Genomic DNA, 19350 nt, shown 5'->3' on the forward strand with positions numbered 1-19350 from the left:
CGCCCCGCCCTGGCCAATGGGACGCGGCAACGAAAAAGGCCGCCCCCGCGGGACGGCCCTTCTTTTCGCGGCAAGACAGCGGATCAGAGCTGATCCAGCGCCTCGATTGCCTTTTCCAGCTCTTCCTTGGTCACGGATTTCTCCGAAACCTTGGCGCCCTCGACGATATGGTCGACGACCTTGTCCTCGAAGAGCGGCGCGCGCAGCTGCTGCTGCGCCTGCGGGTTCTGCTGGATGAACTCGAAGAAGGCGCGCTCCTGGCCGGGATACTGACGCGCCTGGCGCAGCACGGCCTGGGTCATCTCCTGGTCCGAGACGGTGATCTCGGCCTTCTGGCCGATCTCGGCCAAGAGCAGGCCCAGGCGGACGCGGCGCTCGGCAAGCGTCTTGTGCTCGTCCGTCGGCTCGATCTCGCCATGGTTATGGCCATGCTCCTCGGGGTGTTCCTCGTGCCAGAGCTGGTGCGCGATCTGATGCGCCTCGGCCTCGACCAGCGAATCGGGCAGGTCGAACTTGACCAGCTCGTCCAGCTTGTCCAGCAGCGCGCGCTTGAGAACCTGGCGCGAGGCGCCCTTGTATTCCGCCTCCAGCCGCTCGCGGATCTGGCCCTTCAGCGCGTCCAGGCTTTCGGCGCCGAATTTCTTGGCCAGTTCGTCGTCGATCTCGGCCGCTTTCGGGGCCTTCACCGCCTTGACGGTGGTCTCGAAGATGGCGTCCTTGCCGGCCAGGGCCGGATGGCCGTAATCCTCGGGGAATTTCACCTCGACCTTGATCTCGTCGCCGGCCTTGGCGCCGACCAGCTGTTCTTCGAAGCCGGGGATGAAGCTGCCCGAGCCCAGCACCAGCGGATAATCCTCGGCCGAGCCGCCCTCGAAGGCTTCGCCGTCGACCATGCCCTTGAAGTCGATCACGACCTGGTCGCCGTCCTTGGCCTTGGTGCCCTTCTTGCGGTCCTCGAAGCTCTGGGCGTTCTTGGCCAGGTTCTCCAGCGCCTCGGTCACCTGCTCCTCGCTGGCCTCGACCACCAGCCGCTCCAGCTCGACGCCGGACAGATCGGTTTCCGGGATGGCGGGCAGCGCCTCATAGGCGACGGTGACGACGACATCGTCGCCCTCTTTCCAGGTCTCGCCGTTGACCATTTCGATCTTGGGCTGAAGGGCGGGACGGTCGCCCGATTTCTCCAGGTGGTCGCGCAGCGCCTTGTCGATGGCCTCCTGCATGGCATCGCCCATGATGCGCTGGCCGAACTGCTTCTTCAGCAGCGCCATCGGCACCTTGCCCTTGCGGAAGCCCTTCATCTCGACCTCGGGCTGGGCCTCTTTCAGCTTCGCATCCACCTGCGCCGCCAGATCGGCCGCAGGCAGGGTGAATTCATAGCCCCGCTTCAGCCCTTCGTTCTGGGTTTCCTTGACCTGCATTTGTCTTCCTTCATCCACGAACCATCGTGCGGGTCCGAGGCATTACAGCCTCGCCGGCGCCGGAACCTGCCGTCCCGCGCCTCCGCCTGTTTCAGCGCGCTAGCTATGGGATTTCGGCCCGCATAGCAAGGAGGAAGGCGGGAATCGCCGCCCTCCCGCCGGGTTTCGCGCGCCGTCGCAAGCCGCGCGCCGCCACGGATCCTGCCAGAAACCGCCCGGCCCCCACCCGCCCCCGACGCGAGAGCGAAAAGCGCCGCCACACCCCTTGGTTGAATTGTGCATTATCGCCTCATCCACCCTGGCCCATGCGCCCGGATCTATTGACGCAAGGGCAACCGGGATGAGCGATCTTCCGCCAGCAGGCCCGTCTTGCAGCTGCAAGTTGCAGCCGCCGGAATATCAACGGACTGCCATTATTAGGTCAGCAAACGCAACCTAACTTATGGATATATTCCCTTCCCCGCCCCGGCGGTGCATACAGGCATCGTTGCGTAAGCGGTTGTTTGTTAACCTTGGTAAACGGTTCTTTGGTCATGTGTTCAAAACTGACCGGGCGGGTGCGCATCCTTGTTCCCGCCCGGTTGTGCGCCGGCAAGGGATTGCGGGATTCCCTCTGTCCTGGTTGCGTCATTATTGGGCATGGTTCGGCCCGACTCGCCCCTGGCGATTCCCGCATCTGGATATATCAGACAAAAAGGTCGAAACCGGCCCCTCTCGCAGCAGGGTCCGGTCGGCCGTGAATCAGCCTTGAAACGGCAAAGGCCGCCCCTGCAGGCGGCCTTTTCGCACGGGTTCCGCCGCGGGCTCAGCCGCGCGCGCGCACGACCTGCAACAGCGGCATGACCTCGGACATGTCCGGCCCATGTGCCTGGCCGGTCAGGGCCTTGCGCAGCGGCATGAACAGGCCCTTGCCCTTGCGGCCGGTCGCCTGCTTGACCGCATTGGTGAACTCGCCCCAGGTCGCGTCGGTATAGGGCGGCGGCGGCAGCAGCTTCATCGCCTCGGCGATGAAATCGGCGTCCTCGGGATCGATCTGCGGCTCGGCCCCCTGCGAGAAGATCTGCCACCAGCCGGCCAGGTCGTCCAGCCGGGTGATGTTCTGCGAGGCGACGCGCCAGAACCGCTCGGCCAGCTCGTCGGGCACGCCAAGCGCGGCGATGCGGTCCCTGACCTCGGCAAGGGGGCGCGACTGGTTCGCCTCGCGCGTCAGCGGCCACAGATCCTCGGCGTCGAACTTGGTGGGCGAGGCGCCGAATTGCGACAGGTCGAACCCTTCGGCCAGTTCGTCCAGCGACATCCGCAGCTCGACCGGCTGCGACGACCCCAGCCGCGCCATCAGCGACAACAGCGCCTCGGGCGCCACGCCGCTTTCGCGCAGGTCGCGGATCGACAGCGTGCCCAGGCGCTTGGACAGTTCCTCGCCCTGCGCGCCGGTCAGCAGGCTGTGGTGGGCAAAGGCCGGCGGCTCGGACCCCAGCGCACGGATGATCTGGATCTGCGTCGCGGTATTGGTCACGTGGTCGGCACCGCGCACGATATGGGTCACGCCCATGTCGGCGTCGTCGACCGAGCTGGCGAAGGTGTAAAGCACCTGCCCGTCGGCGCGGATCAGCACCGGGTCCGAAACGCTGGCCGCGTCGATCGAGATCTCGCCCAGGATGCCGTCGGCCCATTCGATCCGCTCCTGGTCCAGCAGGAAGCGCCAATAGCCGGCGCGGCCCTCGGCACGCAGGCGGTCCTTGTCCTCGGGCGAAAGCTTCAGCCCGGCGCGGTCATAGACCGGGGGCTTGCCCATGTTGAGCTGCTTCTTGCGCTTCAGGTCCAGCTCGGTCGGGGTCTCGAACACCTCGTAGAGCCGGCCGGCGGCGCGCAGCCCCTCGGCCGCCTCGGCATAGCGGTCCAGGCGGTCCGACTGCCGCTCGATCCGGTCCCAGGTCAGGCCCAGCCATTCCAGGTCGCGCTGGATGCCGTCGGCATATTCCTGCTTGCTGCGCTCGCGGTCGGTATCGTCCAGGCGCAGGATGAAGGTGCCGCCCGCCTTGCGCGCGATCAGATAGTTCATCAGCGCCGTGCGCAGGTTGCCGACATGGATGTGGCCGGTGGGCGAAGGGGCGAAACGGGTGGTGGTCATGGGAGGTCTCCTGTCGGCTTCGCTCTTTCACAAACGGCGGTTTTTGTCCATATCGGGACCAAAGACAGAGGTAAGCCGATGCTGGACTGGAAGAATGCCGAGGCCCCCGACGCGGCCATGATCGAGGAACTGGCGCGCGAGGCCATCGCCGGCCTGCCGCCGGCATTCGCCGGTCCCGCCGCCCAGGTGGTGCTGCGCATCGAGGATTTCGCCAGCGAGGAATTCCTGGACGAGCTGGAGATCGACGACCCGCTGGAGCTGACCGGGCTTTACGACGGCGTGCCGATGACCGAGAAATCGCCCAGCGACCCGCAGCATTTTCCCGACACGGTCTGGCTGTTCCGCCGCGCCATCCTGGACGAATGGGCCAGTCGCGGGGACGTGACGCTGGGCCAGCTGGTCGCCCATGTCGTGGTGCATGAATTCGCCCATCACTTCGGCTGGTCCGACGACGACATCGCCGCGATCGACCGCTGGTGGGAATGATGGAGCAGGCGCCGATCCTGACCATCACGCTGAACCCGGCGCTGGACGTGACCACGGGCGTGCGGCAGGTGGTGCCCGACATCAAGCTGCGCTGCGAGGCGCCGCGCTTTGATCCGGGCGGCGGCGGCATCAACGTCAGCCGCGCGATCCGCGCCATGGGCGGCGACAGCACGGCGCTGGTCGCGCTTGGCGGCGCCACCGGGCAGCGCATCGCCGAACTGCTGGCGGAAACCGGCGTCCCGCTGATGACCCTGCCCGCACCGGGCGAGACGCGGCAGTCCCTGACCGTGGACGACCGCACCATCCGCCAGCAATACCGCTTTGTCATGCCCGGCCCGGAATGGTCCGCGGCCGATGTCGAGGCGGCGCTGGAGGCCGCCGCCGACGCCGCCAAGCCCGGCGCGCTGGTGGTGCTGTCCGGCTCGAACCCGCCGGGCGTGCCGGCGGGCTTTGCCGCGCTTCTGGCCGAGCGGCTGCGCGGGACCGGCGCGCGGCTGGTCGTGGACACCTCGGGGCCGGCGCTGGCCGAGGTCGCCGCCGCCACCGACCGCCGGGTCGAGATCCTGCGCATGGACGACGAAGAGGCCGCGGGCCTGGCCGGCCATCCCCTGCCCTATCGCGCCGACACCGCGGGTTTCGCGGCCAGCCTCGTCGCCTCGGGGGCGGCGCATGGGGTGATCGTGGCGCGCGGTCGCGACGGCAATATCATCGCCACCGACCAGGGCATCTGGCATGCCGAGGCCGCGCGGGTGCAGGTGGTCAGCAAGGTCGGCGCCGGCGACAGCTTCCTTGCCGGCTTCACCCTGGGCCATGCCCGCGGCTGGCCGGTCGGCGAGGCGCTGGGGCTGGCGGCGGCCGCCGCCTCGGCCGCGGTGCAGACGCCGGCGACCGAGCTGTGCCGGGGCGAGGATGTCGAGCGGCTGTTCGCCGCCCGCGTGGTGACGCAGATGCGGGGGCCGCGCTAGCCGCGGCCGTCCATGCGCACGAAGTCCAGCACGCTGCCCTGCGCCGGGGCCAGTTCCGACCAGTCGTCGATCTGGAAATCGACGACCAGCGTCGCCGCCGTCGGATAGCGGCGGAAATCCGGGTCCAGCGGCGCGCGCGCCGGCAGCATGCCGGCAAATTCTGCGATGCCGGGATTGTGGCCGATCATCATCACCGTCGGCGCCGAGGCGCTGCGCAGGATCTCCAGCATCTTCTCGGGGGCGGCGTGGTAAAGGCCGGGCTCGTAGCGGATATGCGGCCGCACCTCCAGCGGGGCCATGGCGATGCCGGCCCAGGTCTCGCGCGTGCGCTCGGCGGTCGAGCACAGCACTTCCTCGGGCTCGTAGCCGCGGCTGGCCAGCCAGTCGCCCAGCTCGCGGGCCGAGCGGCGGCCGCGCGCATTCAGCGGCCGATCATGGTCGGGCTGCGCCGGATCGTCCCAGGACGATTTCGCATGGCGGGTCAGGATCAGACGGCAGTGCCCGAGTGGAGTCATCGAATTGCCTTTTCGGCCATGCGGTTAAGATTACGCGACGTCGCCGAGCCTGCCATAGCTTCCGCGGGGCGGGCAAGCCTTCTCTTTGGGGCGCAACGTCGCGCCGCTCACAGGCCGCTGTCGCCCTGGCGCAAGCCGCGCGGCTTGACCCGCGGCTCCGTCGAGCGGATCAGCGAGCCGGCGCCATGTTCGGTGAACAGTTCCAGCAGGCAGGCATTGGGCACCCGCCCGTCCAGAATCACCACGGCGCGCACGCCTTCCTCCAGCGCCTTCAGCGCCGTTTCGGTCTTGGGGATCATGCCGCCGGCGATGGTGCCCTCGGCGATCATCGCCCGCACCTGGTCGGGATGCATGGCCGTCACCACCTCGCCCGAGGCGTCCTTGACCCCCGAGACATCGGTCAGCAGCAGCAGCCGGTCGGCCTTGAGCGCGCCGGCGATCGCGCCCGCGGCGGTGTCGCCGTTGACGTTGAAGGTCTCGTTATCCTCCATCCCCGTCGCCACCGGGGCGATGACCGGGATCAGCCCGGCGTTGTAGAGGTCGCGGATGATCTGCACGTTCATCTCGACCGGGCGGCCGACGAAGCCCAACTCCGGGTCGTCCGGCTCGCAGACCATCAGGTCGTCGTCCTTGCCGGAAATCCCCACCGCGCGGCCGCCGGCATCGTTGATCGCCTGCACGATGCGCTTGTTGACCAAGCCCGACAGCACCATCTCGACCACCTCGACGGTTTCGCGGGTGGTGACGCGCTTGCCGCGCACGAAGCGGCTTTCGATGCCCAGCCGGCCCAGCAGGTCGTTGATCATCGGCCCGCCGCCGTGGCAGACGACCGGATGGATGCCAACCTGCCGCATCAGCACGATGTCGCGGGCGAACTCGGCCATCGCCTCGTCGTCGCCCATGGCATTGCCGCCGAACTTCACCACCACCACCGCGCCCGAATACCGCTGCATATAGGGCAGCGCTTCCGAAAGAGTGCGGGCGGTGGCGATCCAGTCACGGTTCATGTTCTGCTTTCTCATCAGGGGCCCCTGTTCGTCGCACCCGACCCTAGGACGCGGGCGCCGATCAGTCCAGAGCGGCTATGATGGCGCGCAAGGTGGCGATGCCCTGGCCCTTGTCCGAGCTTGTGATCACAAGTTCGGGATAGGCGGCGGGGTGCTTTTGCAGCGCCTCCTGCACCTGCGCGACCGTCGCCTCCATGGCCTGCGCACCGATCTTGTCGGCCTTGGTCAGCACCACCTGGAAGGGCACGGCCGAGCGGTCGAGCAGCTTCATGATCTCGTGGTCCACGTCCTTCACGCCGTGGCGCGAATCGATCAGCGCAAAGGCGCGGCGCAGGGTCGGCCGGCCGGCCAGATAGTTCTTCAGCAGCGCCTGCCATTTCGCCACCACCGCGACCGGAGCCTTGGCAAAGCCATAGCCCGGCAGGTCCACCAGATAGGCCTGCTCGCCCAGGGTGAAATAGTTGATCTCTTGCGTGCGGCCCGGCGTGTTCGAGGCGCGGGCCAGGCCGTTGCGGCCGGTCAGAGCGTTGATCAGGCTGGACTTTCCGACATTCGAGCGGCCAGCGAAGCAGACCTCGGGCCGGTCGGCGGGCGGCAGCCCGTCCATGGCGACGACGCCCTTCAGGAAATCGACCGGCCCGGCGAACAGCTTGCGCGCCGCCTCGGCGGTTTCTGCATCCGGCTCCGGGGCGATGGGAAAGGCAACCTTCATGCGCGCACCTCGTCACCCAGGGCAATGTCGCCGCCGGTCACCACCTCGGCATAGATGCCGAAGTCGCGATGGCCGAACTGGGCCTCCAGCGCCTCGGGCATGTCGATGTCGATGCGGCCGGTCGTCGGGTCGGCGCTGGTCGCCGGGCAGCGGCCGATGGTCTCGGTCACGCGCAGCTCGACCCCGCCCAAGGTCAGCACATGGCCGATCAACTCGCGCTCGGCATAGGGCGCCCAGCCCTCGAGCCACAGGTTCCCGCGCCAGCGCTCGATGCCAAGGGGCTTGCCCAGCCGCCCTTCCAGATCGGCAAGGCTCGACAGCGACAGGATCGAGATCCAGGGCTGGCTCACGTCGGTCCAGCCGGTCGGGCCGCGCACCAGCCGCGTCGGCGCCGGCTTGTCCTGGGGCCAGAGCGGGCGCACCCATTCGACCAGCCGCGGCCCCTCGGCCTCGGGGTCGAAGTCCAGGTCGGGCAGGTCGGGATGGGTCAGGCGGATGCGGCCGCCTTCCGCCCCCTCGCCCCAGCCGCCGCGAACGGCCTGCAGCCCGGCCGAAGCCGCGCCGCGCAGGAAGCAGGATTTCGGCAGCCAACGCTGCGGCACCGCGCCGGCGTGACGCTCGCCCCCTTCGGTCAGCAGCGCCCAGAGCCGGTCGCCCGGCAGGCGCCGCGCCGCATGCAGGCGGGTGCGGGGCAGATCCTCGCCGCCGATCGCCTTGATCGGGTGCCGGCGTATCCGGGCGACGCGGGCGGTCATTTGCCGCCCTTGTCCCCGCCCTTGTCCCCAGCCTTGGCCCGCGACGGCAGGCTGGAGCGGATATTGCCGAAGAAGTCGGGCCGGTGGCCGTGCATCGACATGATGGTGTACTGCTGGATGATGGTGATGGTGTTGTTGGTGATCCAGTACAGCACCAGCCCCGAGGCAAAGCCGCCCAGCATGAACATGAACACCCAGGGCATCCAGGCGAAGATCATCTTCTGCGCCGGATCGGTCGGGGCCGGGTTCAGCTTCTGCTGCATCCACATCGAGATGCCCAGCAGGATCGCCAGCACCGGCAGGGTGAAGCTGTGTAGGAAGCTGCCCTGGCCCGGCGCCGCCCAGGGCAACAGGCCGAACAGGTTCCACAGGCTGGACGGGTCGGGCGCGGCAAGGTCGCGGATCCAGCCGATCCAGGGCGCGTGGCGCAGCTCGATGGTGACGAAGATCACCTTGTAGAGCGCAAAGAAGATCGGGATCTGCAGCAGCACCGGCAGGCAGCCCGCGGCGGGGTTCACCTTTTCGCGCTTGTAAAGCTCCATCACCTCTTTCTGGAACTTCATGCGGTCGTCGCCGGTGCGCTGCTTGACGGCCTCCATCTCGGGCTGGAGTTCCTTCATCTTGGCCATCGAGATGTAGGACTTGCGCGCCAGCGGAAAGACCAGCAGCTTCAGCACGAAGGTCAGCGCGATGATCGCCCAGCCCATGTTGCCGATCATGCCGTGCAGCCAGTGCAGCAGGCGGAAGATCGGCTTGGTCAGGAAATAGAACCAGCCCCAGTCGATCGAATCGACGAAACGGTCGATGCCGGGGGCTTCCTGGTAGCCGTTGATGACCTCCCAGACCTTGGCGCCGGCGAACAGATAGCTCGCGCTGGTGGCGGTCGCGCCGGGGGCGACGGTCTGCACCGGCATCCGCGCCTCGGTCTGGTAGATGTCGGCGCCGGGGGCGTATTTCACCACCGCGGTAAAGGACTGGCCGGGCGCAGGCGCCAGCGTGGTCATCCAGTATTTGTCGGTAAAGCCGATCCAGCCGTTTTCCTGCACCTCGATCAGCTGCGCCGGCCCCTCGCCCGGCAGCGGGTCGAGCTTGGCCATGTCCTTGTATTTTTCTTCCAGCAGCTTGCCGTCGGTCATCCCGACCGCGCCCTCGTGCAGGACGAAGAAGTTCTGGGTGTCGGGCTTGCCGTGGCGCGCGAGGATGCCATAGGGCGCCGCCGAGAAGGGGGCGGCCGCAGTATTTTCCAGCGTCTGGGTCACGGTGAACAGGAACTTGTCGTCCAATTCATAGGTGCGGCGGAAGATCTGGCCGGCGCCATTCTCCCAGCGCAGCGTGACCGGCTGGCCGGGGGCCAGGGTCGAGCCGGATTCGACCTCCCACACCGTGGCCGGGCCGGGGACCAGGGCGGGATCGGTGCCGGCGGCCGGCATCCAGCCATAGACCGCGTAATAGGGTTTCTGCACCGCGACCTCGGCATTGCCGCCCGGCGCGACCGGGCTGCCTTCGGCCCGCACGGTGGTCTGCGCAGTTGGCGACAACAGGCGGACAAAGGGCGAGCGGGGATCCAGCGTCTCGTGATATCCGGTCAGTTCCAGGTCGTCGACGCGGCCGCCCGCCAGCGAGATCGTGCCCGCGAGCGAAGGGGACTCGATCCTGACCCGCCCGGCATTGGCGGAAGGGTCGCTGCTCGTTGCCGCGGCTTCCAGTTCCGGCGCCGCGCCCTGCGGCACCGCGCCGGGCGTCGCGGGGGCTCCGGTCTCGGGCTGGGCTGCGCCTTGGGTGCTGGCCGGCACCGTATCCTGCGCGGGCGGCACCGGCTCGGGGGCGAAGAAGATCGACCAGACGAGCATGACGAGGGCGGAAAGCACCATCGCCAGGATGAGGTTGCGGTTGTTGTCTTGCATGCCGGACCAGCCCTTCGTCGTCACCCAGTCTGAGGGTTCGGGCCGCTTCAACAGAAGCGACCGGCAAAGGTCAAGGGAATTTGCCCGAAAACCGGGTCGGTTTCCATCCCGACGCGACGCCCCGCCTGTCCCGACCCCCTATTCGACTCGGCCCTTCCGGTCTGTCCGTCCGGCCCCTGGCTTGCCGGGCCGCCGCCCTGGCGCGTCCTGGCGCCCAGGCGCATGGCGTGCGTAAGGGCGAAGCTTGCCGGCGTGAAGCCGCCCTTCGGCTCCCGGCCAGCGAGGCGCATGCCACACGCGGGCGAAGCTTGCCAGTCCCGCACGAGGCGGGGCGGTCAGATGGCGTTCGGCGCATGCCGCCCGCGGGGCAAAGCCTGCCCCCGGCGGCGCGACCGCCCCCGGCCTTCATGCCTTGCGGCGCAGCTCAAAGGGCGCGGGCAGCGCATGGTCGCGGTCCAGCAGGAAATCGTCCACCGCCGATGCGTCCAGCGGCAGCGCCACCGCCGGTCCCTGCACCGCGTTGAAGCCGATCTGGGCCAGGAAGGCGTTCTCTTCCTGCGTGGCCACCCCGTCGGCGACGGTCGCCAGGCCCAGGTGTTCCGCCAGGGCCAGGATGGCCAGGATCATGCGTTGCTGGTCGGCACGCAGGTCGCAGCCGGCGATGAACTCGCGCCCGATCCGCACCCGGCCGATGCCGAAGCGGCGCAGATCGTCCAAGCCGGCGCTGCCGGTGCCGAACCCGCCCAGGGCCAGCGAACAGCCCGCGGCGGTCAGGCGCTGCAGGCTGGCGGTCACCGGCATGCGGCCGCCGCCGCGGCCGATCGGCTCGCTCACCTCGATTTCCAGCCGCTGCGGGGTCAGGTCGTTGCGGTCCAGTTCCCACAGGATCGTGTCGGCGATGGCGGCATCGCCCAGCATGCGGTCGGACAGCGGCAGGGACAGCAGCGGCACCGGCCTGCCCAGGCGATCCCAGCCGCGCAGGCCGGCGAAAGCCTGGCGCAGCAGCTCGGCCACGACCTGCCCCAGCGCCGCGTCGTCGAGCCGAGGCGCCACCTCGGCCAGATCGCAGCCCTCGCCATCGTCCATCCGCATCCGCGGCAAGGCCCGCAGCGCCCGGACCTGCCCGGTGTCGCAGCAAAGCTGGGGCTGGAACAGCACCCCCACCCGGTCGAGCGCCGAGACCGCCAGCCCGCCCGGCTCGACCTGCGCCCCCGTCTCGACGAAGCGGATCTGGCCCGCGGCCGAAAACGGGCTCAGCCCCTGCAGGGCCATGCGGCCATGGGCGTAAAGCGCCGCGGCCTCCTGCCGGCCGGTCTCGTCGCTGACGATGGCGGCGTTCATCACCGGACAGATGCGCAGGTCCGGCAACACGATCCCCTCCGCGCAGATGGCCTGCAGCCGCGCCAGCAGGCCCGGCACCGCCTGCTGGCGGCCGATGGCGAATAGCCCCAGGATCTCGCCACAGCCCTGGCTGCGGCCCTGCGGCAAAAGCCGCAGCTCCGCCACCAGCCGCAGCAAGAGCCTGTCCAGCATCTGCTCCAGCAGGGCGGGGCCGATGCTGGCGCGCAGCATCTCGACATTCTCGACCCGCAGCACCAGCGCGAGCCGGGTTCTGCCCTGCGCCGCACCCTGCCCCCTGACCAGCCTTGCCAGCCCCGAGGCAGCCCCAGCGATTCCGTAAGCCATTGCCTGATCCGAATCTTGTTGCACGGATCGCAACCTAGCCCGACGAAGCTTTTCGTTCCGTTAATGTTCGCGCAGGATCGGCACGTCTTTTTCGCTAAAATCCGACATGTCCGGTATCAGCGACGTGAAATCGAACAGCTTGGGGTCCGGCAGATGCGAGGGGCGCACGTTCATCAGCGCCCGGAACATGACCTGGCGCCGGCCGGGCGCCCGCGTTTCCCATTCGTCCAGCAGCTTCTTGACCTGCATGCGCTGCAAGCCCTCCTGGCTGCCGCAAAGGTCGCAGGGAATCACCGGATAGTTCATCGCTCGGGCGAAGCGGTCGCAATCGGCCTCGGCCAGGAAGGCCAGCGGGCGCAACACGTTCAGGTCGCCTTCCTCGTTCAGCAGCTTCGGCGGCATCGAGGCCAGCCTGCCGCCATGGAACAGGTTCATGAAGAAGGTTTCCAGGATGTCGTCGCGGTGATGGCCCAGCACCACGGCCTGGCAGCCCTCTTCGCGGGCGATGCGATAGAGATTGCCGCGCCGCAGCCGCGAACACAGGCTGCAATAGGTCCGGCCCTCGGGCACCTTTTCCTTCACGATGGAATAGGTATCCTGGTATTCGATGCGATGCGGCACGCCGCGCTCGGTCAGGAACTGCGGCAGCACCGTCGCCGGAAAGCCCGGCTGGCCCTGGTCGAGGTTGCAGGCCAGCAGTTCGACCGGCAGCAGGCCGCGCCATTTCAGCTCGTGCAGCACGGCCAGCAGCGTATAGCTGTCCTTGCCGCCCGACAGGCAGACCAGCCAGCGGTCACCGGGGCGGATCATGTCATAGGTCTCGATCGCGGCGCGGGTCTCGCGCACCAGGCGCTTGCGCAGCTTGCGGAACTCGGTCGAGCCGGGCGCGCCGCGAAACAGCGGATGGATCTCTTCCGCCTCATGGTCCTGGGTTTCGCCGGTCTCGTCCCGCATCTGTCGATCCTTGTCGCGCCCTTGCGCCCTGATGAAAGCGCCGCCTCAGTCCTGCGGCGTCGTCTCGCTGCCCGGCACCGGGTCGAAGCCATGCCCGCCCCAGGGATGGCAACGGCAGACCCGCCGGGCCGCCAGCCAACCGCCCTTGGCCGCGCCATGCCGTTCGAGCGCCTCGAGCGCATAGGCCGAGCAGGTCGGCTGGAAGCGGCAGCCATGCCCGACCCAGGGGCTGGCCACCAGCCGATAGGCCCGCACCGGCAGCGCCAGAAGATGCGCCAACGGGGTCACGTGCCATCCCCCCGCGCGCCATGCACCCGAGAAAGCGCCGCCGCCAGATCGGCGCGCAGCTCGGCAAAGCCGCGCTCGACGGTGGCGCCGGGGCGACCGACCAGCACGTAGTCCCAGCCCGGCCGCGCCGCGCCCGGCATGACCTCGCGCGCCAGCGCCCGCAGCCGGCGCTTGGCACGGTTGCGCGTCACGGCATTGCCCAGCTTTTTCGAACAGGTGAAGCCGACCCGGATCGCCTGCCCCGCCTCGCCCTCGGGGCGGCGGCGGGCCTGGAGCAGAAAGCCGGCCGTGCCCTGCCGCCGGGCAGAGGCGGCGCGCAGGAAATCAGCCCGCTTGCGCAGGGTTTCCAGCCGCGGCCCCGAAACAGCAGAAGCCGCCCTGTCCGGCATCGCATCTGCGCGGGTCCGGTCAGCGGCGGCGGCTTTGGGGGTGCTGTCCATCACGGCAAGCCCACGCCCTGCGGCGCGCGGGCTTACGCGCTGAGGGTCTTGCGGCCCTTGGCGCGGCGGGCGTTGATCACGCGGCGGCCGCCCTTGGTCGCCATGCGCGCGCGAAAGCCGTGGCGGCGGGCGCGAACCAGGTTCGACGGCTGGTAGGTGCGTTTCGACATCTTTCAACTCCGGGTCGGGGCGGGTCAGGGTATGGGCCATCGGCCCACGCAGGACGCGCCGGTCATTCGAGGCCCGCTGGATAGTCGCCCCCGCAGCCCAAGTCAACCACATTGAAAGGATTTCGCGGCTGCGGCAGGTTCGGGGGAACCGGGACCATGTCACGCAGGTTTGAACTGCACAATGTCAGCCACTATGTGATGCAACGGCGCCGCGACGAGGGGAATAGCAGAACCGACCATGTCCCTGAATAGCTTATCGGGCCGATTCGCGGTGATCACCGGCATTTTCGTGCTTCTGGCCGAATTGCTGATCCTGTTGCCCTCGATCGCGAACTATCGGCTGGATTTCCTGGAATCGCGGCTGGAGCGCGCGCAGATCGCCAGCCTTGCGCTGCTGGCGACCGACGAATCGCTGGCCGCGGACCTCGAATCGGAACTGCTGGAGAACGCCGGCGTCTTCAACGTCGTGCTGCGGCGCAACGACGTGCGCCAGCTGGTGCTGTCCTCGCCGATTCCGGGGCCGATCGCGGCGACCTACGACCTGCGCGAACAGCCGTTCTGGACCTCGATCCGCGACGGGCTGGCGCAGCTGGCCGATCCGCAGAACCGGGTGATCCGGGTCATCGGCGCGCCGGTGAACCAGGCCGGGCAGCTGATCGAGATCACCACCGACACCCAGCGGCTGCGCAACGAGATGATCGACTACGGGCTGCGGCTCCTGCTGATCTCGGCCGCCTTCTCGGTCCTGACCGCGCTGCTTCTGAACCTGGCGGCGCAGCGGCTGCTGCTGGTGCCGATCCGGCGCGTCATCAGCCACATGACCGCCTATGCCAGCGCCCCCGAGGACGCGCGCTCGATCATCACCCCCGACGCGCGCCTGACCGAGTTGAACGAGGCCGAGACCGCGCTTGCCGCCATGCAGCGCACCGTCACCTCGGCGCTGAAGCAGAAGGACCGGCTGGCGCAGCTGGGCCAGGCGGTGGCGCGCATCAGCCACGACCTGCGCAACATCCTGACCACGGCGCAGATATTCGCCGACCGGCTGGAGACCAGCGCCGACCCGGCCGTGCGCCGCGCCGCGCCCAAGCTGGTGAACTCGATCAGCCGGGCGGTGAACCTGTGCGAGACGACGCTGGCCTTCGGCAAGGCCGAGGAGCCGGCGCCCTCGCTGTCGCGCTTCAACCTTTCGGCGCTGGTGGGCGAAGTGACCGAGGGCGAGGCGCTGGCCTCGGAACATCCCGAGGGCGCCGAGCCGATCGAATTCCTGACCGACGTGCCATCGAGCCTGACGATTCGCGCCGACCGCGACCAGCTGTTCCGGGTGCTGTCGAACCTGGTGCGCAATGCGCGCCAGGCGATCGAGGCCACGCGCCGGCCCGGCACCATCGAGATCGGCGCCGGCGAGGACGAGCAGGAATGGTGGATCCGCATCGGCGACACCGGCCCCGGCCTGCCGAAGAAGGCGCGCGATTTCCTGTTCCAGCCCTTCTCGGGCGGCTCGCGCAAGGGCGGCACCGGGCTTGGCCTTGCCATCGCCGCCGACCTGGTGCGCAACCACGGCGGCCGGCTGGAGCTTTTGCGCAGCGACGAAGAGGGCACGCAGTTCATCCTGCACCTGCCGCGCGAGCTGGCGGGCCTGGCCTCGCAGGCCGAGGCGACGGCGGGTTAGGCCGCGCCCGCGGGTTTTCCAAAAAAGTTTTCGACACGGGTCGTTTTGGCCTTGCGCCCCCCCGACGCTCACTCTAAATCACCGGCTCACAGCGGACCCGTAGCTCAGCTGGATAGAGCACCAGACTACGAATCTGGGGGTCGGGCGTTCGAATCGCTCCGGGTCCGCCATTGAATTTCCAGACATCATTACCCCTCTTGGGCGGCCTTGCCTTTCGAGGCTTGGCCTGTGCAGGCGGGCACGCAGCGGCAAATCGGCGTCCCGCGCTTCGGCCAAAGCCGGGCGCCCGGCCAGTTCGTGCTTGCGGTCGAAAGAGGGCGCGGCATGGCGCCCACCGACCGCGGCTGCCAAAGACGCTTGAAAGCGCGGACCTGTCCGGCGGGCGCGCCGGTGCTAGGGTCCGGGACGTCGCGATGGACCGTGGCCCCCTGTGGTGCCATGGCAAGACCATGGACGCCGAAAACCTCGGCCTTGGCATCGCGATTCGGCGCAGGCAGCGCCGCGGCGGCGGCCTGCGACGGCCCTCCGACCGCGATACGGCGCGGCCGGCGGGCCGGCTACTGCCGCGCCAGCCAGTCGGTGATGCAGCGGCGCAGGTTCGTCTCGCCCAGGGTGCGGGCGTCGTCGATCAGCCGCTTCAGTTCGCCCAGGTCCACGCGCCGGATCAGGTGCTTGACCGGCCCGATCGAGGCCGGGCGCATCGACAGCCGCCGGAAACCCAGCGCCGCCAGCGTCACCGCCTCGATCGGGCGGCCGGCATCCTCGCCGCAGAACGAGACGGGCACCCGCGCCTCGTCGCAGCGCCGCACGATCTGGTCGAGCAGCGAGATGAACGAGCTGTTCAGCGTGTCATAGCGCCGCCGCACCCGCTCGTTCTCGCGGTCGGCGGCAAAGAAGAACTGCTTGAGGTCGTTGCCGCCGACCGAGATGAAATCGCACATCTCGAAGAACTTCTTCGGCGCGAAGGCCAGCGAGGGCGTCTCGAGCATCGCGCCGACGCGGATGTCCGAGGGCATGGCATGGCCCAGCCGCTGCTCGCGCGCCAGCTGCTCCATCAACAGCTTGTGCGCCTCTTCGAACTCGCCCATCTCGGTGATGAAGGGGAACATGACGTAAAGCGGCCGCCCCACCGCGGCGCGGATCAGCGCCTGAAGTTGCATCCGCAACACGCCGCGCTTGTCGAGGCCCACGCGGATCGCCCGCCAGCCCATGGCCGGGTTCGGCTCGTCCTGCGGCTTCATGTAGGGCAGCACCTTGTCCGAACCGATGTCCAGCGTGCGGAACATCACCGGCTTGCCATGGGCATTGTCCAGCACATGCGCGTAAAGCGCCGCCAGCTCGCCCCGGCGGGGGACGCGGGTGCGGGTCAGGAACTGCAACTCGGTGCGGAACAGCCCCACCCCCTCGGCGCCCGAGCTTTCCAGGCTTGGCAGGTCGGCCATCAGCCCGGCATTCATGTAAAGCTGGATCGTCGTGCCGCATTTCGCGGTGGCGGGCAGGTCGCGCAGCCCGGCATAGCGCTTTTGCGCCTCGGCCTGCATCGCCATCTTGTCGCGGAACGCCTTGGCGACCGATTCCTCGGGGCGCAGATGCACGGTGCCCATGTCGCCGTCCACCAGGATCAGGTCGCCGTTCAGCGCCTCGGAGGTGACGCGCTCGGCATGGATCACCAGCGGGATCGCCAGCGCCCGCGCCACGATGGCGGCATGGCTGCCGACCGAGCCCTCTTCCAGCACCACGCCCCTGAGGCGCCGGCCGTAATCCAGCAACTCGGCCGGGCCGATGTTGCGGGCGACTAGGATCGGGTCGTCGGGCATCTCGGCCCCGGTGTCGCGGCCCTGCCCGGTCAGGATGCGCAAGAGCCGGTTCGACAGGTCGTCCAGATCGTGCAGCCGGTCGCGCAGATAGGGATCGGCGGCGCTTTCCAGCCGGGCACGGGCCTGGCTTTGTTCCTTTTCCACCGCCGCCTCGGCCGAAAGCCCCAGCTCGATGGCCTCTTCCATCCGCCGCAGCCAGCTGCGGGAATGGGCGAACATGCGATAGGTCTCCATCACCTCGGCCGAATCGCCCGAGCCCATGTCCGAGGCGGCCAGCATGGAATCGACCGTGGTGCGCAGCATGGCCACCGCCTCGATCAACCGGGCCTTTTCCTTCAGCGGATCGTCGGCGACCGGGTTCGTGACCACGACGCGCGGCTCGTGCAGCCAGACACGGCCCTCGGCCGCGCCCTCCTGCGCGGTCGAGCCGCGGAACATGACCGGAAAGCGGTGCTGGAGCGGCAGGCTGTCCGCCTGCGAGCCCAGGAAGGCGCCCAGCTCGGCCATCTCGGCCAGCACCATGGCGACGACCTCCAGGCCGTAGACCTCGTCCTCGTTGAACTGGCGGGCATCGCGGGACTGCACCACTAGGACGCCCAGCCGCTCGCCCACGCGCTGGATCGGCACGCCCAGGAAGCTGGAATAGACCTCTTCGCCGGTCTCGGGCATGTAGCGGAAACCGGGCTCGGCCGGGGCATTGGCGGTGTTCACGTGCCGGCCCGAGCGGGCGACGCGGCCGACCAGCCCCTCACCCAGGCGCAGCCGGGTCTTGTGGACCGATTCGGGCTTCAGACCCTCGGTGGCGCAAAGCTCCAGCGTGGCGGGGTCGCGGAAAAGATAGATCGAGCAGACCTCGGTCCCCATCGAATCGGCGATGTGATGGGTGATCTGGTCCAGACGGTCCTGGCCGCCCCCAGGGGCGGCCAAGGTTTCGCGCAGCCGCCGCAGCAGCTTGCGCGAGTCGCTGTCCTTGCGTTCGGGCATAATCCTCCCGCTTCAGCCTATCGGCCCGGATTCAGGGCTTTTCCAGTTCGAAGGCATCATGCAGCGCCTGAACCGCCAGTTCCATATACTTGCGGTCGATCAGCACCGAAATCTTGATCTCGCTGGTGGAGATCACCTTGATGTTGATGTTTTCATCGGCCAGCGCCTTGAACATGCGCGCGGCGACCCCGGCATGGCTGCGCATGCCGATGCCCACGACCGAGACCTTGGCGACCTCGGTGTCCACGACCAGGTCGTCATAGGCGATATGGCCGGCGGCCTTGGCATCCTCCATCGCCTTGCGGGCGCGGGCGACCTGGTTCACCGGGCAGGAAAAGGTCATGTCGGTCACCGAGCCGGGGTGATCCTCGTAATCCTTTTCCGAGATGTTCTGGACGATCATGTCCACGTTCACGCCGGCCTCGGCCAGGGGCGCGAAGATCGCGGCCGAGATGCCGGGGCGGTCCTCGACCGTGACCAGGGTGATCTTGGCCTCTTCGCGGGAATAGGCGACGCCGTTGACGACTTTCGATTCCATGATTTCATCCTCATCGCAGACCAGGGTGCCGCTGTTCTCGTCGGTTTCCTCGAACGAGGACAGCACCCGCAGGCGGACCTTGTAGCGCATCGCCAGCTCGACCGAGCGGGTTTGCAGAACCTTGGCCCCCAGGCTGGCCAGTTCCAGCATCTCCTCGAAGGCGATCTTCTTCAGCTTGCGCGCCTTGGAGGTGATGCGCGGATCGGTGGTATAGACCCCGTCCACGTCGGTATAGATGTCGCAGCGCTCGGCCCCGAAGGCGGCGGCGAAGGCGACGGCGGTGGTGTCCGAGCCGCCCCGGCCCAGGGTGGTGATGCGGTTGTCGGTGCCAAGCCCCTGGAAGCCCGCGACCACGGCCACGCGCATGCCCTCGGCGAATTTCTGGTCGATGTTCTGGCGCGGGATGCTGACGAAGCGCGCCGCCGAATGCTGCGAGGTGGTGTTGATCGGCACCTGCCAGCCCTGCCAGCTGCGCGCGGGCACGCCCAGCTCCTGCAGGGTCAGCGCCATCAGCCCGGCGGTGACGTTCTCGCCCGAGGCGACGACGGCGTCGTATTCGCGCGCGTCGAACAGCGGCGAGGTCGCCTCGACCCAGCCGACCAGCTCGTTCGTCTTGCCCGACATGGCGCTGACGATGACGATCACGTCATAGCCACGCTCGACCTCGCGCTGAACCTTCAGCGCTGCGTTCTTGATGCGGTCCAGGTCGGCAACCGAGGTGCCGCCGAATTTCATCACCAGAAGCGGCATTCCCTTGCCCCCAGCATCACCAGTTTTCAGGGGGGCCTTCTAGGGTCGGGACGGGAAAAGAACAAGGGGCGGCAGGCGTTTCCCGAACTTTCCGGTGCATTATTTTGCCCGTCCCGCCGCCAGCGCGGCCGGGATCTTGAAGCGGCGGGCGCGGGGCCGCA

At 68.4% G+C, this 19350-nt stretch carries 17 protein-coding genes and 1 tRNA gene; 4 read left to right on the forward strand and 14 right to left on the reverse strand.

Annotated features, from left to right (window positions below; genetic code table 11):
* Nucleotides 1-83 precede the first annotated feature (83 nt).
* Complete coding sequence (tig, locus tag KF941_RS08850; RefSeq protein WP_036751768.1) at nt 84-1418, reverse strand: trigger factor; 1335 nt, start codon at nt 1416-1418, stop codon at nt 84-86.
* An 805-nt stretch (nt 1419-2223) separates the two neighbouring features.
* A complete protein-coding gene (gltX, locus tag KF941_RS08855; protein ID WP_072461569.1) occupies nt 2224-3549 on the reverse strand; it encodes a glutamate--tRNA ligase in 1326 nt (441 codons plus the stop codon).
* Between the two features lie 78 nt (nt 3550-3627).
* On the opposite strand from gltX, the gene KF941_RS08860 reads away from it, so the two are divergent.
* Nucleotides 3628-4035 carry a metallopeptidase family protein gene (locus tag KF941_RS08860; RefSeq protein ID WP_036751772.1) on the forward strand — a complete coding sequence of 136 codons (408 nt, stop codon included), beginning with the start codon at nt 3628-3630 and terminating at the stop codon, nt 4033-4035.
* A complete protein-coding gene (locus tag KF941_RS08865) occupies nt 4035-5000 on the forward strand; it encodes a 1-phosphofructokinase family hexose kinase (protein WP_036751848.1) in 966 nt (321 codons plus the stop codon). Before KF941_RS08860 ends, KF941_RS08865 begins: the two co-directional genes overlap by 1 nt.
* Here the strand turns inward: KF941_RS08865 and KF941_RS08870 are convergent.
* The 10 genes from KF941_RS08870 to rpmH all read right to left on the reverse strand — a co-directional run bounded on the left by KF941_RS08870 (nt 4997) and on the right by rpmH (nt 13431).
* On the reverse strand, nt 4997-5515 hold the full coding sequence (locus KF941_RS08870; protein WP_036751774.1) for a histidine phosphatase family protein: 519 nt from the start codon (nt 5513-5515) through the stop codon (nt 4997-4999). The two genes, KF941_RS08865 and KF941_RS08870, sit on opposite strands and share 4 nt — an antisense overlap.
* Before the next feature lie 107 nt (nt 5516-5622).
* Nucleotides 5623-6522, reverse strand: a complete 900-nt coding sequence (gene argB / locus KF941_RS08875; RefSeq protein WP_036751776.1) for an acetylglutamate kinase — start codon at nt 6520-6522, stop codon at nt 5623-5625.
* Between the two features lie 61 nt (nt 6523-6583).
* Nucleotides 6584-7234: a ribosome biogenesis GTP-binding protein YihA/YsxC gene (gene yihA / locus KF941_RS08880; RefSeq protein WP_036751778.1), complete on the reverse strand. Its 651-nt coding sequence runs from the start codon at nt 7232-7234 to the stop codon at nt 6584-6586.
* Nucleotides 7231-7989: an MOSC domain-containing protein gene (locus tag KF941_RS08885; protein ID WP_214273128.1), complete on the reverse strand. Its 759-nt coding sequence runs from the start codon at nt 7987-7989 to the stop codon at nt 7231-7233. Before KF941_RS08885 ends, yihA begins: the two co-directional genes overlap by 4 nt.
* Nucleotides 7986-9893, reverse strand: a complete 1908-nt coding sequence (gene yidC, locus KF941_RS08890) for a membrane protein insertase YidC (RefSeq protein WP_214273129.1) — start codon at nt 9891-9893, stop codon at nt 7986-7988. The genes KF941_RS08885 and yidC overlap by 4 nt, the downstream gene beginning before the upstream one ends.
* Nucleotides 9894-10298: 405 nt before the next feature.
* Nucleotides 10299-11579, reverse strand: coding sequence for an EAL domain-containing protein (locus tag KF941_RS08895; protein ID WP_214273130.1), 1281 nt, complete (start codon nt 11577-11579; stop codon nt 10299-10301).
* 60 nt (nt 11580-11639) lie between these two features.
* Nucleotides 11640-12533, reverse strand: coding sequence for a tRNA 2-thiocytidine(32) synthetase TtcA (gene ttcA / locus KF941_RS08900; RefSeq protein ID WP_214273131.1), 894 nt, complete (start codon nt 12531-12533; stop codon nt 11640-11642).
* Between the two features lie 45 nt (nt 12534-12578).
* Nucleotides 12579-12821 carry a membrane protein insertion efficiency factor YidD gene (gene yidD / locus KF941_RS08905; RefSeq protein WP_036751782.1) on the reverse strand — a complete coding sequence of 81 codons (243 nt, stop codon included), beginning with the start codon at nt 12819-12821 and terminating at the stop codon, nt 12579-12581.
* Nucleotides 12818-13261 (reverse strand): ribonuclease P protein component, encoded by a 444-nt coding sequence (gene rnpA / locus KF941_RS08910; RefSeq protein ID WP_036751784.1) that lies wholly within the window; start codon nt 13259-13261, stop codon nt 12818-12820. The genes yidD and rnpA overlap by 4 nt, the downstream gene beginning before the upstream one ends.
* 32 nt (nt 13262-13293) lie before the next feature.
* A complete protein-coding gene (gene rpmH, locus KF941_RS08915; protein WP_011747211.1) occupies nt 13294-13431 on the reverse strand; it encodes a 50S ribosomal protein L34 in 138 nt (45 codons plus the stop codon).
* Between the two features lie 238 nt (nt 13432-13669).
* Here rpmH and KF941_RS08920 point away from each other — a divergent pair, with 238 nt between their 5' ends.
* Together KF941_RS08920 and KF941_RS08925 are read left to right on the forward strand one after the other, a co-directional pair.
* Nucleotides 13670-15100: an ATP-binding protein gene (locus KF941_RS08920; RefSeq protein WP_214273132.1), complete on the forward strand. Its 1431-nt coding sequence runs from the start codon at nt 13670-13672 to the stop codon at nt 15098-15100.
* Nucleotides 15101-15193: 93 nt separating this feature from the next.
* Nucleotides 15194-15270: transfer RNA gene (locus KF941_RS08925), tRNA-Arg, on the forward strand.
* A gap of 387 nt (nt 15271-15657) precedes the next feature.
* Here KF941_RS08925 and ptsP read toward each other — a convergent pair.
* Together ptsP and KF941_RS08935 are read right to left on the reverse strand one after the other, a co-directional pair.
* Nucleotides 15658-17901, reverse strand: coding sequence for a phosphoenolpyruvate--protein phosphotransferase (ptsP, locus tag KF941_RS08930; protein ID WP_036751788.1), 2244 nt, complete (start codon nt 17899-17901; stop codon nt 15658-15660).
* 31 nt (nt 17902-17932) lie between these two features.
* Entirely contained in the window at nt 17933-19189 is a 1257-nt protein-coding gene (locus KF941_RS08935; protein WP_036751790.1) for an aspartate kinase, read from the reverse strand.
* Nucleotides 19190-19350 lie beyond the last annotated feature (161 nt).

Origin of the sequence: Paracoccus sp. pheM1 (assembly GCF_018499825.1) — a bacterium.
GTDB classification, from domain to species: domain Bacteria; phylum Pseudomonadota; class Alphaproteobacteria; order Rhodobacterales; family Rhodobacteraceae; genus Paracoccus; species Paracoccus versutus.

Bases quoted from the DNA above. Each gene is read 5' to 3' on its own strand.
- tig (WP_036751768.1), bottom strand. From the start codon at position 1,418: ATGCAGGTCAAGGAAACCCAGAACGAAGGGCTGAAGCGGGGCTATGAA.
- gltX (WP_072461569.1), bottom strand. From the start codon at position 3,549: ATGACCACCACCCGTTTCGCCCCTTCGCCCACCGGCCACATCCATGTC.
- KF941_RS08860 (WP_036751772.1), top strand. From the start codon at position 3,628: ATGCTGGACTGGAAGAATGCCGAGGCCCCCGACGCGGCCATGATCGAG.
- KF941_RS08865 (WP_036751848.1), top strand. From the start codon at position 4,035: ATGGAGCAGGCGCCGATCCTGACCATCACGCTGAACCCGGCGCTGGAC.
- KF941_RS08870 (WP_036751774.1), bottom strand. From the start codon at position 5,515: ATGACTCCACTCGGGCACTGCCGTCTGATCCTGACCCGCCATGCGAAA.
- argB (WP_036751776.1), bottom strand. From the start codon at position 6,522: ATGAACCGTGACTGGATCGCCACCGCCCGCACTCTTTCGGAAGCGCTG.
- yihA (WP_036751778.1), bottom strand. From the start codon at position 7,234: ATGAAGGTTGCCTTTCCCATCGCCCCGGAGCCGGATGCAGAAACCGCC.
- KF941_RS08885 (WP_214273128.1), bottom strand. From the start codon at position 7,989: ATGACCGCCCGCGTCGCCCGGATACGCCGGCACCCGATCAAGGCGATC.
- yidC (WP_214273129.1), bottom strand. From the start codon at position 9,893: ATGCAAGACAACAACCGCAACCTCATCCTGGCGATGGTGCTTTCCGCC.
- KF941_RS08895 (WP_214273130.1), bottom strand. From the start codon at position 11,579: ATGGCTTACGGAATCGCTGGGGCTGCCTCGGGGCTGGCAAGGCTGGTC.
- ttcA (WP_214273131.1), bottom strand. From the start codon at position 12,533: ATGCGGGACGAGACCGGCGAAACCCAGGACCATGAGGCGGAAGAGATC.
- rnpA (WP_036751784.1), bottom strand. From the start codon at position 13,261: ATGGACAGCACCCCCAAAGCCGCCGCCGCTGACCGGACCCGCGCAGAT.
- rpmH (WP_011747211.1), bottom strand. From the start codon at position 13,431: ATGTCGAAACGCACCTACCAGCCGTCGAACCTGGTTCGCGCCCGCCGC.
- KF941_RS08920 (WP_214273132.1), top strand. From the start codon at position 13,670: ATGTCCCTGAATAGCTTATCGGGCCGATTCGCGGTGATCACCGGCATT.
- ptsP (WP_036751788.1), bottom strand. From the start codon at position 17,901: ATGCCCGAACGCAAGGACAGCGACTCGCGCAAGCTGCTGCGGCGGCTG.
- KF941_RS08935 (WP_036751790.1), bottom strand. From the start codon at position 19,189: ATGCCGCTTCTGGTGATGAAATTCGGCGGCACCTCGGTTGCCGACCTG.